At 70.4% G+C, this 14,497-nt stretch carries 12 protein-coding genes; 5 read left to right on the top strand and 7 right to left on the bottom strand.

All coding sequences use genetic code 11. The features are described from left to right. Nucleotides 1–216 precede the first annotated feature (216 nt). On the top strand, nucleotides 217–930 hold the full coding sequence (locus tag Q664_RS32305) for a YqiA/YcfP family alpha/beta fold hydrolase (RefSeq protein ID WP_043404173.1): 714 nt from the start codon (nucleotides 217–219) through the stop codon (nucleotides 928–930). Here the strand turns inward: Q664_RS32305 and Q664_RS32300 are convergent. From Q664_RS32300 to Q664_RS32285, 4 genes are all read right to left on the bottom strand, one after another. After that, nucleotides 924–2,663: a hypothetical protein gene (locus Q664_RS32300; RefSeq protein WP_152622459.1), complete on the bottom strand. Its 1,740-nt coding sequence runs from the start codon at nucleotides 2,661–2,663 to the stop codon at nucleotides 924–926. The genes Q664_RS32305 and Q664_RS32300 overlap by 7 nt on opposite strands. 90 nt (nucleotides 2,664–2,753) lie before the next feature. Further along, entirely contained in the window at nucleotides 2,754–3,800 is a 1,047-nt protein-coding gene (locus tag Q664_RS32295; RefSeq protein ID WP_043404168.1) for a prepilin-type N-terminal cleavage/methylation domain-containing protein, read from the bottom strand. Further along, a complete protein-coding gene (locus Q664_RS32290) occupies nucleotides 3,794–4,198 on the bottom strand; it encodes a type IV pilus modification PilV family protein (protein ID WP_043404165.1) in 405 nt (134 codons plus the stop codon). Before Q664_RS32290 ends, Q664_RS32295 begins: the two co-directional genes overlap by 7 nt. Beyond that, nucleotides 4,195–4,728, bottom strand: coding sequence for a type II secretion system protein (locus tag Q664_RS32285; protein ID WP_043404162.1), 534 nt, complete (start codon nucleotides 4,726–4,728; stop codon nucleotides 4,195–4,197). Before Q664_RS32285 ends, Q664_RS32290 begins: the two co-directional genes overlap by 4 nt. Before the next feature lie 232 nt (nucleotides 4,729–4,960). On the opposite strand from Q664_RS32285, the gene Q664_RS32280 reads away from it, so the two are divergent. Continuing rightward, entirely contained in the window at nucleotides 4,961–6,910 is a 1,950-nt protein-coding gene (locus Q664_RS32280) for a metallophosphoesterase (RefSeq protein WP_043404159.1), read from the top strand. 75 nt (nucleotides 6,911–6,985) lie between these two features. Then, on the top strand, nucleotides 6,986–8,005 hold the full coding sequence (locus tag Q664_RS32275) for an alpha/beta hydrolase family protein (RefSeq protein ID WP_063934790.1): 1,020 nt from the start codon (nucleotides 6,986–6,988) through the stop codon (nucleotides 8,003–8,005). A gap of 67 nt (nucleotides 8,006–8,072) precedes the next feature. Here the strand turns inward: Q664_RS32275 and Q664_RS32270 are convergent, their stop codons facing one another. Then, nucleotides 8,073–8,855 carry a hypothetical protein gene (locus tag Q664_RS32270; RefSeq protein WP_043404154.1) on the bottom strand — a complete coding sequence of 261 codons (783 nt, stop codon included), beginning with the start codon at nucleotides 8,853–8,855 and terminating at the stop codon, nucleotides 8,073–8,075. Nucleotides 8,856–9,180: 325 nt separating this feature from the next. On the opposite strand from Q664_RS32270, the gene Q664_RS32265 reads away from it, so the two are divergent. After that, entirely contained in the window at nucleotides 9,181–11,253 is a 2,073-nt protein-coding gene (locus tag Q664_RS32265) for a neutral/alkaline ceramidase (RefSeq protein WP_043404151.1), read from the top strand. Nucleotides 11,254–11,263: 10 nt separating this feature from the next. Here Q664_RS32265 and sitI6 read toward each other — a convergent pair whose 3' ends face one another. Together sitI6 and sitA6 are read right to left on the bottom strand one after the other, a co-directional pair. After that, nucleotides 11,264–11,986: a SitI6 family double-CXXCG motif immunity protein gene (gene sitI6, locus Q664_RS32260; RefSeq protein WP_043404148.1), complete on the bottom strand. Its 723-nt coding sequence runs from the start codon at nucleotides 11,984–11,986 to the stop codon at nucleotides 11,264–11,266. Nucleotides 11,987–12,011: 25 nt separating this feature from the next. Further along, entirely contained in the window at nucleotides 12,012–12,731 is a 720-nt protein-coding gene (sitA6, locus tag Q664_RS32255) for a SitA6 family polymorphic toxin lipoprotein (protein WP_043404145.1), read from the bottom strand. Between the two features lie 161 nt (nucleotides 12,732–12,892). On the opposite strand from sitA6, the gene Q664_RS32250 reads away from it, so the two are divergent. Next, nucleotides 12,893–14,452 (top strand): FAD-binding oxidoreductase, encoded by a 1,560-nt coding sequence (locus tag Q664_RS32250; protein WP_063934792.1) that lies wholly within the window; start codon nucleotides 12,893–12,895, stop codon nucleotides 14,450–14,452. The last annotated feature ends 45 nt before the right edge of the window (nucleotides 14,453–14,497 follow it).

Genomic DNA, 14,497 nt, shown 5'->3' with positions numbered 1-14,497 from the left:
CCCGTCCGCGTGTCCCATTCCGGGACAGGTCCGCGCACGGCGGGTTTCCAGAGGGAATCCCGGAGGTTGGCTTTCGCAACCCCTCCAGGCCCGGGGCGGGTCCGAGCCAGGAACTCCAGGCACTTGGAGGTTGGCACGGACAGTGCTCCAGGAGGGGGCCCCGGGTTTCCCACCCACCCGGGGCTCTCATCCTCGCGGACGGTAGAGTGCGCCGCCATGAGCACCTCCCCTGCCCCGTCCTCCCCCGCCGGCCCCCGCTGGCTCTACCTGCACGGCTTCGCCTCGGGGCCCCAGTCCGCCAAGGGCGTGGCGCTCGCCGAGCACTACGCGCGCCAGGGCATCCACCTGGAGCGGTTGAACCTGCGGCAGCCCTCGCTCGAGCACCTGAGCCTGAGCGCGATGATGCGCACGGTGCGCGACGCCATCGGCGGCGAGCGGGACAGGGCCATCGTCTTCGGCTCCAGCCTGGGCGGGCTGACGGCCTGCCGCGTGGCGGAGGAGGACGCGCGGGTGTGCGCGCTGGTGCTGCTGGCGCCCGCCCTGCGCTCCCCGGAGCAGATGCGGCGCAACGTGGGCGAGGAGGGCATGGGCCGCTGGCGGGAAACGGGCTGGATGGAGACGCAGGACCACGCGGAGAAGCGCCCGGTGCGCGTGCACTTCGGCCTCATCCATGACCTCGACACCATCGACGCCCGCTCGGGCGGCTGGCCGGACGTGCGCGTGCCCACGCTCCTCATCCACGGACGCAAGGACACGACGACGCACATCCGCTACTCGCGCGAGTGGGCGCACGGCAAGCGCCACGTCCGGCTCGTCGAGGTGGATGATGGCCACGAGCTGGTGGAGTCGCTCGGGCGCATCGCCGCCGAGGCGGATGACTTCCTGCGCCCCTTCCTCGTCCCGACGGAAGGGGCGGCGGGGCCTCAGTAGGAGGACTCGCTCCACTCGAGCACGGAGGCGGGCCGGCCCGAGGAGATGGGCGGCTGCGCCGTCACCTCGATGGTGGCGTTGCCCTTCAGGGTGACGCCGGAGGGGCCGGTGACAAACCCGGAGCAGGCCCCCGCGTTCTCCACCACGAGCTGCCCCGTCAGGTGGGTGTTGGCGCCCATGTAGAACTGCTCGTGGACGAGCAGGGCCGCGCTCTCGCCGCACGTGTCGATGAAGGTGTTGCCCTGCCAGACCTTCATGTCGCGGCCGGCGAGCAGGGCGACCCCCGTGGGGAGGGCGGGGCGCAGGCTCAGCTCGGCTTGAATGTCCATGTACCCCTGGGCCAGGACGGAGGCCTTCCAACTGGCCGGAGCCGTACAGGACGGCGAGTTGCCCAGGAACTCCACGTTGCCCTCCACCATCCAGACCCCAGGGAGCAGTGCGCCTTGAGACTGGAAGCTCCCGGAAAAGGAGGCGTCCTTGCTCCACTTACCGGGCGACGGTTCCGGGTAGAGGCCACCGCTCGGGTCACAGCCACTCACGATGGAGGCGAAGGCCGGGTTGCTCGTCTTCCAGATCAACGGAGCCGAGTTGCCACACGGCGTCCAGGGAGCGGGGTCTGGCGCCGTCAGGCCCGGGTCCTCGGTCTTGCGCACCTCCTTGGTCTTGGCGCCCGTGCAGGTCGAGGCATCGTAGACACTCTTCCAGCATCCGCCGCAGGTGGTCGCGGCCTCCCCAGGATGGAAGATGCGGGAGCACGCCTGGGGCTTCTCACAGCCGGGCTTCGAGTAGTTCCACATGAACACCTGCGCCCCACCGCTCTGTTCACGCAGATAGTAGAAGGGCGTGCAGAGGCCGCTGACACAGCCCGGGGGCGCGTTGAGGCTGCTCCACACCCGCACGGGCGGAGGCTGGGGCACGGAGGTGCCGGGGATGCACTGGCTCGACGAGCCTCCCCCCGTGGCGGAGCAGACGTCCCCGCCCGACTGCGCCACACAGGTGGTGTTGGCATCGCACGCCTGCTTCGCCGGTGGGCCTCCCGTGCAGCCGGTGCCGCACATGCAGCCGGTGCCGGAGATGTCCCCCGTGGCGAAGATGTCGCCATGGGCGCCGCACACGTGCGAGGCGCCATCCATCTCGATGGTGCCTCCGGCGATGATGCCCGCCGCGGGCCGCGGCCCGACACGCACGCGCAGCACCTTGCGCGCCTGGGCGGTGGCCGGGTCCGTGCCCGGGTAGATGCCCACCACGGTGAGGATGACCGTTTGATCCCTGTCCCGCACCGGGTTGCTCTTTCCCGGCGCCAGGTCATCCCCCTCCACGCAGCCGAGGCCCGGGTTGCTGAGGGTCGCGGCCTCGGAGGCGGGTGAATCCCCGTCATCGTCGTTGTCATCGAAGCGCACCAGGTACGCTCCGCCCTCGTGGGGGACGAGGCGGAAGGACTTGCCCGTGCCCGGCAGTTCCACCTCGTCCCAACCGGGATCCGTGAAGACGGGCAGGTGGTCATCCTCCTGCCCGGCCCCGAGGGTGGGCAGCAGGATGCACTCGGTGTTCAGCATCGGGTCCAACGCCCGGTCCAGGTCCACGTCCGTGGCGAGCAGGGCGGCCAGGTACGCGCGGGAGCGTTCCACGCCGAGCTCGGCGAGCGCCAGCGCACGCGCGTCATGACGCACGAGGCTCGCGCTGCGCCGCTCGTCCTCACCGAGTTGCAGCGTCGTGGCAACCACCAGGGTCATCGCGGCCAGGACGAGGAGAAGGGCCAGCAGCGTGAAGCCGGCGCGCCCACCTCTCGGTTCTGCTCTCGCACTACACACGGGCGGACGCATTCATTGCCTCAGGGAGACGGAGAGGGAAGCGGAGTAACGCAGCACCTCGCCATCGGGCAGCGGGCGCTCGAGCTCGAGCTCGATGTCCACCCGGCGGATGCCGCGCAGGTCGGTCGGGTCCGTCACGGGAACGGGGAGCAGGGTTCCGTTGGCGCTCCAATAGGTGAAGCGCAACCCGTTGGCGGCCACGTGGGTGGTCAGCGCCTCCCAGCCCGTCGCGTTGGAGGCGTAGAGGTCCGGACAGCCCAGCTCGAAGGGGCCGCCCGGCGAGGAGAAGAGGCTGCCCCAGCACTGGTTGCGCCTCACCTGGCCGTCCTGGAGCCCGTAGTACACACGGTCCGGCGTGGAGACGAAACCCCGGTTGGCGCCGAAGAGGAAGTCCGGCGGGGGTGCCTGCTCGAGGACGAGCGTCCTGCGGCCCCCGGGAACCTCGGCATACAGAGACGGCTGGATGCGCCGCTCCACCCAACGGCCCTTCGCGTTGGCCACGATGAGGTACTCGTTGCCCTGGTAGCGGTTGAGGCCCCAGGGGCAGGTGGGCGACGTGGGCTCGCTCGCGCAGTCGTCGATGCCCAGGCCCGAGCCGAAGAGCAGGCTCTCCTCGCTGGAGGAGCAGTGGGCGGGGGCGGAGGAGATGTCACAGCCGCCGTTGAGCTCGTTGAGCAGGGCAATCCCATTGGCGGGGAGCCCCGTGGTCTGATCATCCGCGAGCTGCGAGTACCCGTTGAAGTTCGAATCCCGCCGGGGCAGGTCCGCGAGGAAGCCGAGCTGATGCTCCTCGGCGACCAGGAAGGTGGGCGGGAAGAGCTCGGCGGGGCCATCGGCGCGCGCGTGACGGGGACATCCGAGCCCGGCCTGCCGCAGCTCCGTGCCCAGCTGCCCCAGCACGAGCGCGGCGCTCCGCTTCATCTCCGCGAGCTCCACCTGCCGGCGATGCATGACGGTGGTGCGCGCGAAGGCGGCGAACGCCACGGCCAACACGACGAGCGCCACCGCGCCGCCCACCAGGAGCTCGATGAGCGTGAAGCCCCGGCGCCCCTTCACCATCGCAGCGCCTCCAGCGACAGCGAGGTGCCGCGGTAGCTCACCTGGACCACGGCCTTTTTGTAGGACAGGGCGCCGGAGACGGGCGCGCCCACGTCCGTGTCCGCCACCTCCGTCACGGTGACGGTGCACGTCCACCCGGTGGGCAGCGGCACCTGCAACGCCTGACAGGGCTTGGGGCCTCCAGCCACCCAGGCCCCGGCCGTGGAAGGCTGCGCGCGCATCCACTCGAGCTGCTCGGTGGCCCGCTGCGCCGCGTCCTGATCCGCCACGGCCCGGCCCACGTCCTCGCCGCCCCGCGACAGGGCCCCGAACACCCCCACGAGGGCGAGCATCATCACCCCCCCGCCCACCAGGGCCTCGGCGAGCACATACCCCCGCCTGCGCTTCGCTCCGCTCATGGGCACACCTCCGACGAGGGCTCTTCCCTCACGCACACCGGGCCGTGGACCGCCAGCAGGATGGACAGCTCCTCGCCCCCGGACGTCACCCGCAGCTTCGCGGGCGTCTTCGCGATGTCCTCCGTGTGCAGCCGGCCGCTGGGCCGCCACACCGCCTCCGCCCCGGTCTCCACCCGCACCGTCGTCAACGAGGGCATGGGGATCCACTCCACGGGCTGCAGCTCCGCCACGGTGACGGAGCGCTCGCAGTCGGCGGTAGGACGGCGCGACAGGCGCAGCCGGTTGCCCGGAGTCCCGGTGCTCACGGGGGTGTCGTCCTGGTAGACGTCCAGGTGGAAGCACCGCCCCGAGTCCCGGGCGAAGAGCCGGGCCCGCGCCGCTCCCGCCGCGACCAGCTCCGCGGCCTGCCTCCGGCGATAGCGCCCGTTGAGGGGCCCGAGCGCCACCACGGCCATGCCCGCGAACAGGCCCAGCAACGCCACCGTCACGAGCACCTCGGTCAGTGTGAATCCACGTGTCTTCCGTGGCATGGAGGGTGCACGCATCGTGTGAATCCCTGTGGCCTGTCCTGAGAAATTCGTACGTGGGAGAAGACCCCACAGGACGTGCATCGCTCACCGAAAACGTGCCCGGGGGGCCCGGAGCCGGGCCGCGGCGGGACGAGAACCCCCGCAACGGGCCCGTCAGCCCAGCAGCCGGGCATCCGGAGAGGGAGGCCGCGCCGGGGAATGCCCGTCCGGAGCTTCCGTTTGGGCACCCACGATGCACAAACGAAACCGACTGCTCTCCTCCTCGTGTCTGCTGGGCGTCCTGCTCACCACGGCGTGTGAAGCGCCCTCCACCCCTTCTCCCTCGGCGGCTCCGGCCTCCGAGGCGCCCGCGGCCCCGGCTCAGGCTCCGGCCAGCCCACCTGCCGCCAGCCCGCCCGCTTCCGATGCGCCCGAGACCCCGGCCGCCGGGAACCTGGGCAGCAGCAGCTCCGGGCTCACCGCGAGCAACTGCCGCCAACTCACCTCCGCCAAGGCGACCGCCAGCGGCGATGACGGCGCGGGCAGCGTGGCCGCCAACACCCAGGACGACAAGCTGGACACGCGCTGGAGCGGCCCCGGCAAGGGCTCGTGGCTCAAGCTCGACCTGGGCGGCTCGCAGACGCTCGCCGGCGCCACCATCGCCTGGCACCAGGGCGCCCAGCGCCAGAATCACTTCACGCTGGAGACCTCCGAGGACGGCACCACCTACACCCAGGCCTACGCGGCCACCAGCGCGCTGACGGCCGACGCCCAGACGTACCGCTTCACCAGCACGCGCAAGGCGCGCTACCTGCGCGTCACCGTCAACGGCAACACCGTCAACGACTGGGCCTCCATCACCGAGGCGCGCGCCTGTGGCGATGACACCACGACGCCGCCCACCGCCCCCACCACCGACTCGGGCCCGGCGCTGCCGCGCCAGCCGTACCTGCAGAGCGTGGGCACCACCAGCGCCCTGGTGGTCTTCCGCACCGGCGTGTCCTGCACGCCCTTCGTCCGCTATGGCGAGGGCTCGGACATCTCGCGCACCGCCACGGCCACGGCGGCCGGGTGGCAGCACGCGGTGAAGCTCACCGGCCTGCTCCCGGGCAAGACGTACAGCTACGTCGTCGAGGCCTGCGGCTCCGTCACCGGCGTGCGGCGCTTCCAGACGGCCTCCGGTCCCGAGACGACGCGCGTGCACTTCACCGCCATGGGTGACTTCGGCACGGGCGGCTCGCTGCAGACCAAGGTGCTCCAGCAGCTCACGGTCGCGCGCGCGGGTGAGTTCCTCCTCACGCTCGGCGACAACGCGTACTCCTCCGGCACGGACGCGGAGTTCCAGAGCAACATGTTCAAGCCCATGGCGGCCCTGCTGCGCGAGGTGCCCCTCTTCCCCACGCCGGGCAACCACGAGTACGTCACCAGCAACGCCAAGCCGTACCTGGACAACTTCTACCTGCCGGCCAACAACTCCGCGAAGAGCGAGCGCTACTACTCGTTCGACTGGGGTCCGGTGCACTTCGCCTCGCTGGACTCCAACTGCCGCAACTTCACCATCGCCGACTGCACGACGGCGCTGCAGAAGACGTGGCTCGCCCAGGACCTGGCCGCCACGAGCCGTCCCTGGAAGATCGTCTTCTTCCACCACCCGCCCTGGTCCAGCGGCGAGCACCTCTCGACCACGGCCATGCGCCGCGAGTTCGCCCCCCTCTTCGAGCAGTACGGGGTGGACCTGGTCCTCACGGGCCATGACCACAACTACGAGCGCACCAGGCCGATGAAGGGTGACGCGGTGGCCCCCTCGGGCACGCGCGGCATCCCCTACCTGGTGGTGGGCAGCGGCGGCGCGACCCTGCGCCCCTTCCCCGGCGCGCAGCCGAGCTGGACGGCCTTCCGCGACAACACCAACGTGGGCTACCTGGATGTGGTGGTGGACGGCGGCACGCTGACCACGAAGTTCATCACCTCGAGCGGCACCGTGCGAGACAGCCTCACGCTGACGAAGACGCTGCCCGCCGCGGTGGCCTCGCCGTCCGGTGTCTCGGCCATGTCCGTGGACGCGCCCCAGGGCCCCACGTACGACCCCAAGCATCAGCCCGAGTTCCTGCGCGACCAGAAGCCGGTGCCTCCGGCCGACACGCTGGAGTCCGTGGCGGACGAGCCCGAGCCGGTGCCCGCCACCGCCCTCGAGCAGCAGTAACCTGGTACTTCCGGTTGGAATGCTGCCCGGACGCGGCGAGGATGCCGGGCGGCATTCCCCGGGAGTCCCACGAGAATGAATCGCATGCACTGGTTGGACGCGCTCGCCGCGAAAGTGACGGTGGCGCGCCAGCCCCGCTTCTTCGAAGACGGCTGGGGCTCCAACGCGCTGTTGGAGAAGCTCACCCGGGGCCCCCAGGGCTTCGCCTTCCCCGAGCTCTCCGAGGTGACGGTGCGCCAGGCACGGCGCGAGGGGCACCTGCTCGTCCAGGAGGGCCGCTTCCCCAGCCCCGCCGCCGTGGGCTCACTGCCCGAGGCCTGCCGGGAGGCGCGCTTCCAACTGCTGCTGCCGCATGACGCGGGCCCCCGTCCACCGGTGTGCGTCTTCCTGGCCGCCTCCGGAGACGAGGGCTTCGGCCTGCGCCGCTTCATCGCGAAGGAGCTGGCCCGGGAGGGCGTGGGCGCGCTGCTGCTGGAGAATCCCTTCTACGGCTCGCGCCGCCCGCCCGGACAGAAGGGCGCGGCGGTGCGCACGGTGGTGGAGCTGCTGCTCATGTTCCGCGCCACGGCGGTGGAGGCGACGGCGCTGCTCGGGTGGCTGCTGGCCACCGGCCACCCCAAGGTGGGCATCTCCGGCTACAGCATGGGGGGCAGCATCGCGGCCTATGCCGCCGCCATGTTCCCACTGCCCGCGGCCGTCATCCCCCTGGCGGCGGCGCACTCGTCGGCGCCCGTCTTCACCGAGGGCGTGCTGTCCGCCGTCCCCGACTGGGAGACGTTGGGCCGCACCACCGGGGGCCCCGAGGCGGCCCGCCAGCGGCTGGCCGAGCTGCTCTCGGCGGCGGCCACCACCGCGCTGCCGCCCCTGTCCAACCCGCGCCGCGCCATCCTCCTGGCCGCGCGCCAGGATGGTTTCGTCCCCTCCTCCTCCACCCTGCGCCTGTTGCAGCACTGGCGAGGGGCGGAGCTGCGCTACCTGACGGGGGGACACATCAGCGCCTTCTTCACCGGGAGGAGCACCATCATCCGGGCCATCCTCGACGCCTTCTCCCGCATCGAGCCCCTCCAGATTCCCCCCGAGGAGCAGCCCGCGTGAGCACGCCCCGGTGGGCTGGCCGGTGGCACATCGCCTGACGTACGTCCGCGGGAGGCCGGACGCGGCGTCAGGGCTGATCGCCCCCCTGCCCCCGCCCCCGCTGCCCTCCTCCCCGGGGACGATCCTCGCGCCGCTCCTCGCGCCGCATCTGCTCGTACTGAGCCCGCTGCGACTCATCGAGCACGGACGCCATCTCCTTGTCCGTCTGCTGGCGCAGCTGGCGGAGCTCCTGCCGGGCATCCCGGAAGGACTTGCTCCCGTCCCGCACCGAATCGAAGAGCGCCTGGCGCTGGGTGTCCTCGGTCTGCATGCGCTGCGTGAGCGTCTGCTCCTGGCCGTAGCTCAACTTCGCGTCGGAGACGAACTGGCGCAGGCGCTCGGCGCGACCCGCCTGGGCCTGGGCCTGGGCCTGAATCATCTGCTGCTGCCGGAGCTCCCGCTGCTCGGTCCGCATCTCCTCCTGCACCGAGCGCACCGCGTCCTTGAGGTAATCACGGCCGCCCTGGGAGTTCAGGGCCTCGCCGGCGATCATACCGCGCACCTCCGAGCGGAGCTGCTCCACCTCGGCGGCCAGGGAAGCCGGGACCGCGGCCACCACGCCCCCGTCGGAAGCCACCACCGGCCGATGCTCCAGCAACATCAGCCGCTTGGACAGGCTCAGCGAGCTCTGCTCGAGGGATTCCACTCTCCGTTCGAGCGCCTCCAACTCCAGTGAAGCGAAGGTATCGACATCGGAGGCCGGCTCGCTGGCCGGAGGGGGAGCCGCCGGCTCGCCTCGCCCGCCGAAAAGGGCGATCGCGAGCGCCAGGACGGACAGACCGAGGGAAGCGGGGCCAAGGAATCGATTCATGATGTCATCCAGACGGAGGAACGGGCTGCGTATTCCAGGATTCTACGGGCCCGTAGGATAGGGCCGGGTGACGGCTCAGTAGAAGACGCGGGTGGAGAAGATGAGCCGCACGGCGTTGCTTCCAGCGCCGTCCTTGTTCTCCCGCCGCCCGAAGAGCAGGACAGGAGAGCATGGGGCCTCCGCTCCCGGTCAGTGCTCGGGGGCCGGAAGCGGCTTCATTGTCGCGGACAAAACCCTCCCCTTCGACGCACCGCACCAACCGAAGCGGGCGGCAACCCGGGCAGACTCTCGCCGACAATCTCCGAATTCCGACACAGGAGTCTCCATGCAACGACGTCTCTTCTCCTCTCCACGCCTGCTGGCGGCCGTGGTGCTCGCGCTCACCCTGGGTGCCTGCGACACTCAGTCCCCGGACGAGGACTCCCTCTCCACGCGGAGCGACGCGCTCGCCGACCCGTGCGCGACCAACCAGAGCTTCCAGGTGGGCGCGGGCCTCCATGACATCACCGGCCCGGCGGCGGAGCTCGGCATGATGGGCTACGCCATGGTGGACCAGAAGACGGCGGGCATCCACCAGCGCCTGCGCTCGCGCGCCTTCGTCATCGCCTCGCCCTGCAACGGCAAGCGCGCGGTGTTCGTGAGCGCGGACCTGGGTCAGATCTACCAGGGCGTGCGGCAGCAGGTGGTGGAGAAGCTGCGTGCCCGCTACGGCACCCTCTACACGGACGACAACGTGCTGCTGAGCGCCACGCACACGCACTCGGGGCCGGGCGGGCACTCGCACTACGCGCTCTACAACCTCACCATCCTCGGCTACGACAAGCAGGGCTTCGACGCCATCGTGGACGGCATCTTCCAGTCCATCGTCCGCGCCCACGACAACCTGGCGCCCGGCACCATCCGCGTCGCCTCCGGGGACCTCCTCGACACGAGCATCAATCGCTCCCCCGGGGCCTACCTGCGCAACTCCGCCACCGAGCGCGCGCAGTACACCCACGACACCGACAAGCGCATGACGCTGCTGCGGCTGCAGACGGATGACGGAGGCGAGGTGGGCCTCATCAACTGGTTCGCCGTGCACGCCACCTCCATGGGCAACGACAACCTGCTCATCAGCGGCGACAACAAGGGCTACGCCTCCTACCTCTTCGAGAAGCTCAAGGGGACGAACTACACCGCGCAGCGCACCTTCGTGGCGGCCTTCGCGCAGAGCAACGAGGGAGACGTGACGCCCAACATCTACGGCGGCACCAACGGCGGCGGCGCCAACGACTTCGAGAGCACGGAGCTCTCCGGGCGCAAGCAGTACAACCTGGCGAAGACGCTCTATGACACGGCCTCGGCGCCGCTGACGGGCGGGGTGGACTTCCGGCACGCGTACGTGGCGATGGACTCGGTGCAGGTGGCGCCCGCGTACACGGATGGCGTGTGGCGCACCACCTGCGAGGCGGCCATTGGAGACTCCATGCTGGCGGGCGCCGAGGACGGCCCGGGCTACGGCTACGAGGGCTCCTCCTGTGAGACCATCGACGACGCCTGGGGCGTCTTCAACTGCGCCCTCTTCACCACGGCATGCCAGGGGGAGAAGCCCATCGTCCTGGAGATGGGCACCCTGCAGCCCTACCCGTGGACGCCCGAGGTGCTGCCGCTGCAGGTGGTGCGGCTGGGCAACGTGGCGCTGGTGGCGCTGCCCTTCGAGCCCACCACCATGGCGGGGCGGCGGGTGCGGCAGCAGGTGCTCGCGCAACTGTCCCCGGTGGGGGTGAACCAGGTGCTCATCGCCGGCCTGTCCAACGCCTACGCGGGCTACCTGTCCACGCGCGAGGAGTACGCGAAGCAGGACTACGAGGGTGCCTCCACGCACTTCGGCCCGTGGACGCTGGCGGCGGTGCAGCAGGAGGTGGACAAGCTGGCCAGCGCCCTCCGCACGGGCGCCACGGTGGCCCCGGGCCCCACCCCGAGAGATCTCCGCAACAACCAGTCCACGTTGCAGACGGGCGTGGTGTACGACGACAAGCTGCTGACGGTGAGCTTCGGTAGCGTCGTGACGAACGCGCTCGCCAGCTACACCCGGGGCCAGACGGTGAGCGTGAAGTTCTGGGGAGGCCACCCGAAGAACAACCTCCGCCGCCAGGGCAGCTTCCTGCAGGTGCAGCGCAAGTCGGGCACCACGTGGGTGACGGTGGCCAACGACTGGGACTGGGAGACGAAGTACCGCTGGAAGCGGTACGACTGCGCCCCCACCTACGGCTGCTCGCACGTCACCACCGAGTGGACGATTCCGGCGGACGCGGTGCCGGGCACCTACCGCATCCGCCATGACGGCGACTGGAAGTCCGGATGGGATGGGCTCATCCGCGCCTACAGCGGCACGTCACGCGAGTTCACCGTGAACTGAGCCGTACGCGTCAGCGGACCTCCAGCTCGTGGAAGAGCACTCCATCCAGTTCCAGGCGCCGCACCGTCTCCACGAAACGCTCATTGGCGACGATGAGCGTCGCGCCCTGCCTCAACCGGAAGAGGTCGGGCTCCGGGGGGAGCGTGGCGGCGTCGAGGATGATGGGGTCCGGGCGGGTGAGGAACTCATTGCCGCAGGTGGGGCATGGGGGCTGGAGGTCTGGCGGCAGGCAGTCGGGGTGGAGCTGGCCGTGCAGTTCCATCTGCATCTCGAGCAACGTGGGGGCATGTTTGGTGCGGAAGCGGATGCGGGTAGGGCACCCCTGCAAACCCCGCACGCCCGCTTCCTGTAAGCGCTCCAACGCCTCGCGGCGCAGGCACAGCGCCCAGGGCACATATAGATCCAACTGGCCGAAGTAGCCCACCCCGGTGCCTTGCAGGGGTCCGAACAGTGTTCCTGGCTCCAGCATGGCTCCCGGAGGGACCAACGGGCGCACCACCTCCCGCAGCCGCTCGATCTCCTTGAGTGGGACGGGCCAGGGGTCGGACAGCTTCGCCAGCTCATGCGGTGGCAGGCTGGACAGGTCCACGCACGGGTATTCGAGGCCACTCCCCGCCCCCCCGCATTTGCATGTCGGGCAGGGCTCCAGACCGGGTAGCCCCCATTTGTGATCGGCGTTCAAATAACCCGTGTAGCGCGGCGAAGGGTCTCGCTCGAGTCGATAGAACTTCATGCGTTCGTGTCTACATCCTCGGCGGTCACGGAGCGAGGAGTTGGGGGCCTGGTGGGGAAACCGTGGCGGAGTACGGCATGAGGGGACCGACGATGTCGAAGCGGAAGGCGAACTCGAAGGCCGTGCGCAACAACTCCTCCGGCGGCACGCGGCGATGCTGGTTGGCAATCCTGAACTGATCCCACGCCGCGTTCCACGCGCCGCCCCGCGCGCCACGGTGGATGCGCAGGTGCACGTGCTCGGGGATGAGCATCGTCCATTGATGGATGTTGATGCCTTGGCGCGTGATCCACTTCGCCAGTTTCGCCTGCTGCGGGAACAAGTGGTGCTTGATCAGCCTGCCTTCGAGCCGGGGGAAGGCCGGAAGGTAGCCGTGGCGGTATTCGAAGTGGAACGTCATGCGGGGCCGGACACCATCCCTGAGCCCGGCACGCCTCCAGTTGCGCTGCGTGCCAGGGGTGCGGAAGGAAGGGCGGTAGCTACGAGCCAGCTCCGCACCATGGCTCAGCGGCGCGCGTGCGACCGCCTCCGGCGCCACATCCTCACAGCCGAAGATGCCGCACTCGCCATCCTCACAGGCCAGCACGACACATTGATCCGCTTCCGCGTCCTCACATGCGCTGGCGTCACCATGCTCCGCGCCCTCCCACTCACGCACCGCGGGTGAAGAAGTGGCGCACGCGGCCAGCAGCAGCGCGGCGAGGAACAGCGACAGCAGGAAGCGGAGTGGGAGGAGACTGTTCATCCCCTCCCCTTGTACCAATGACGCGGAGGCACCGCGACGCACGCGGAGGCCCGTGCGACCCCTCTCGTGGTGTCTGGCATACTGGGGAGCGTGAGCCTCCATCACCTCGAGCCGTGCCCCCCGCCCCCGAGCCCGTGCCCGTCTCCCTCCTGGAGGCGCCCATGAGCGCGCTGGAGTCCGCCCTGGCCGCGTGGCGCTCCGCGCTGGGCGAGGAGCACGTCGTCACCGAGCCCGAGGCGCTCGCGGCCGCGGAGACGGCCACCTTCGCCACCACCCAGCGCATCCCCGCCATCCTCCGCCCGGCGAGCACCGCCGAGGTCCAGGCCTGCCTGCGCATCGCCCAGGAGCACCGCGTCCCCGTCTACCCGGTGAGCACCGGACGCAACTGGGGCTACGGCTCGCGCGTGCCGCCCCGGGACGGCAGTGTGTTGATGGAGCTGGGCCGGATGAACCGCATCCTCGCCCATGACGAGAAGCTCGCGTACCTCACCGTGGAGCCCGGCGTCACCTTCCGCCAGGCCCATGCGTGGCTGCGGGCCCAGGGCTCCCGGACCTTCATCACCTCCATCGGTGGCTCCCCGGACGCGAGCATGGTGGGCAACGCGCTCGAGCGGGGAGACGGGCGCGGCCCGCACGCGGACATCTTCCAGCACGTGTGTGCCCTGGAGGTGGTGCTTCCCACGGGCGAGCGGGTGGAGACGGGGCTGGCGCGTTTCCCCGGCGCCCGGGCCGCCCCCGTCTTCCGCTGGGGCGTGGGCCCCTCGCTGGACGGCCTCTTCAGCCAGTCCTCGCTCGGCGTGGTGACGCGCATGACGTTCTGGCTCGCGCGCAAGCAACCCTACCTCCGCGAGTTCTTCATCTCGGTGGACGAGGACGCGCAGCTCTTCGAGCGGTTGGACACGCTCCAGGAGCTCGCGCTGGACGGCACGCTGCGCAGCAGCTTCTTCTTCTGGAACGACATCAAGGCGCTCAGCATCGCGCGGCAGTACCCGTATGCCGCCACCAGTGGGCGCACGCCCCTGCCCGCCTTCCTGCTGGACCAGTTCCGCGAGGGCTTCGGCCGCTGGGCCATCAGCGGCGCCCTCCACGCCCCGGACGTGGACATGGGCGCGGTGCTGGAGCGGCGGCTGGCCTCCGCGCTCGAGGGACTGCCGCGCCCGTTGCGCCTCTCGCCTCCTCCCGAGGACGGAGAGAGCCCCTTCCAGGGCGTCCCCACGGACATCAACCTGTCCATGACGTACTGGCGCAAGCGCACGCCCAGGCCGGACGAGCCCCACCCGGACAGGGATCGCTGCGGCTTCATCTGGTGCTCGGTGGCCCTGCCCTTCACGGGCGAGGAGGCCCAGCGCGCCGTGGCCATCGCGGATCGCCTCCCCCGCATGTTCGGCTTCGAGCCCAACCTGGCGCTGCTGGCCCACTCCGCCCGCTGCCTGTACCTCGTCGTGGCCCTCGCCTTTGATCGCGACAAGCGCGGCGAGGACGAGCGCGCCCTGGCCTGCTACCGGGCGCTGGCGCGCGAGCTGACCACCGCCGGGTACCATCCCACCCGGCTGGGCCTCCAGTCCGCGGAGGACTCCCTGCCCACGGGGGATGACTCGGCCGCGCTCCTGCGGCGGTTGAAACAGGCCGTTGATCCAGCCGGCATCCTGGCCCCGGGGCGCTATGTGCCCGGAATCCCTGGGGATGGCCCGGAGCAGGCCGGGATAATTCACGAAAAATGAGTGTGCAGGAAACTCCCCGCGATCACCGCCGATAACCTGTTCAAC

The sequence above is a fragment of the Archangium violaceum Cb vi76 genome (genome assembly GCF_000733295.1).
Classification (GTDB): domain Bacteria; phylum Myxococcota; class Myxococcia; order Myxococcales; family Myxococcaceae; genus Archangium; species Archangium violaceum.
Note: the sequence above shows the minus strand (reverse complement) of the source record. Positions and strands in the feature narration are given on the sequence as shown.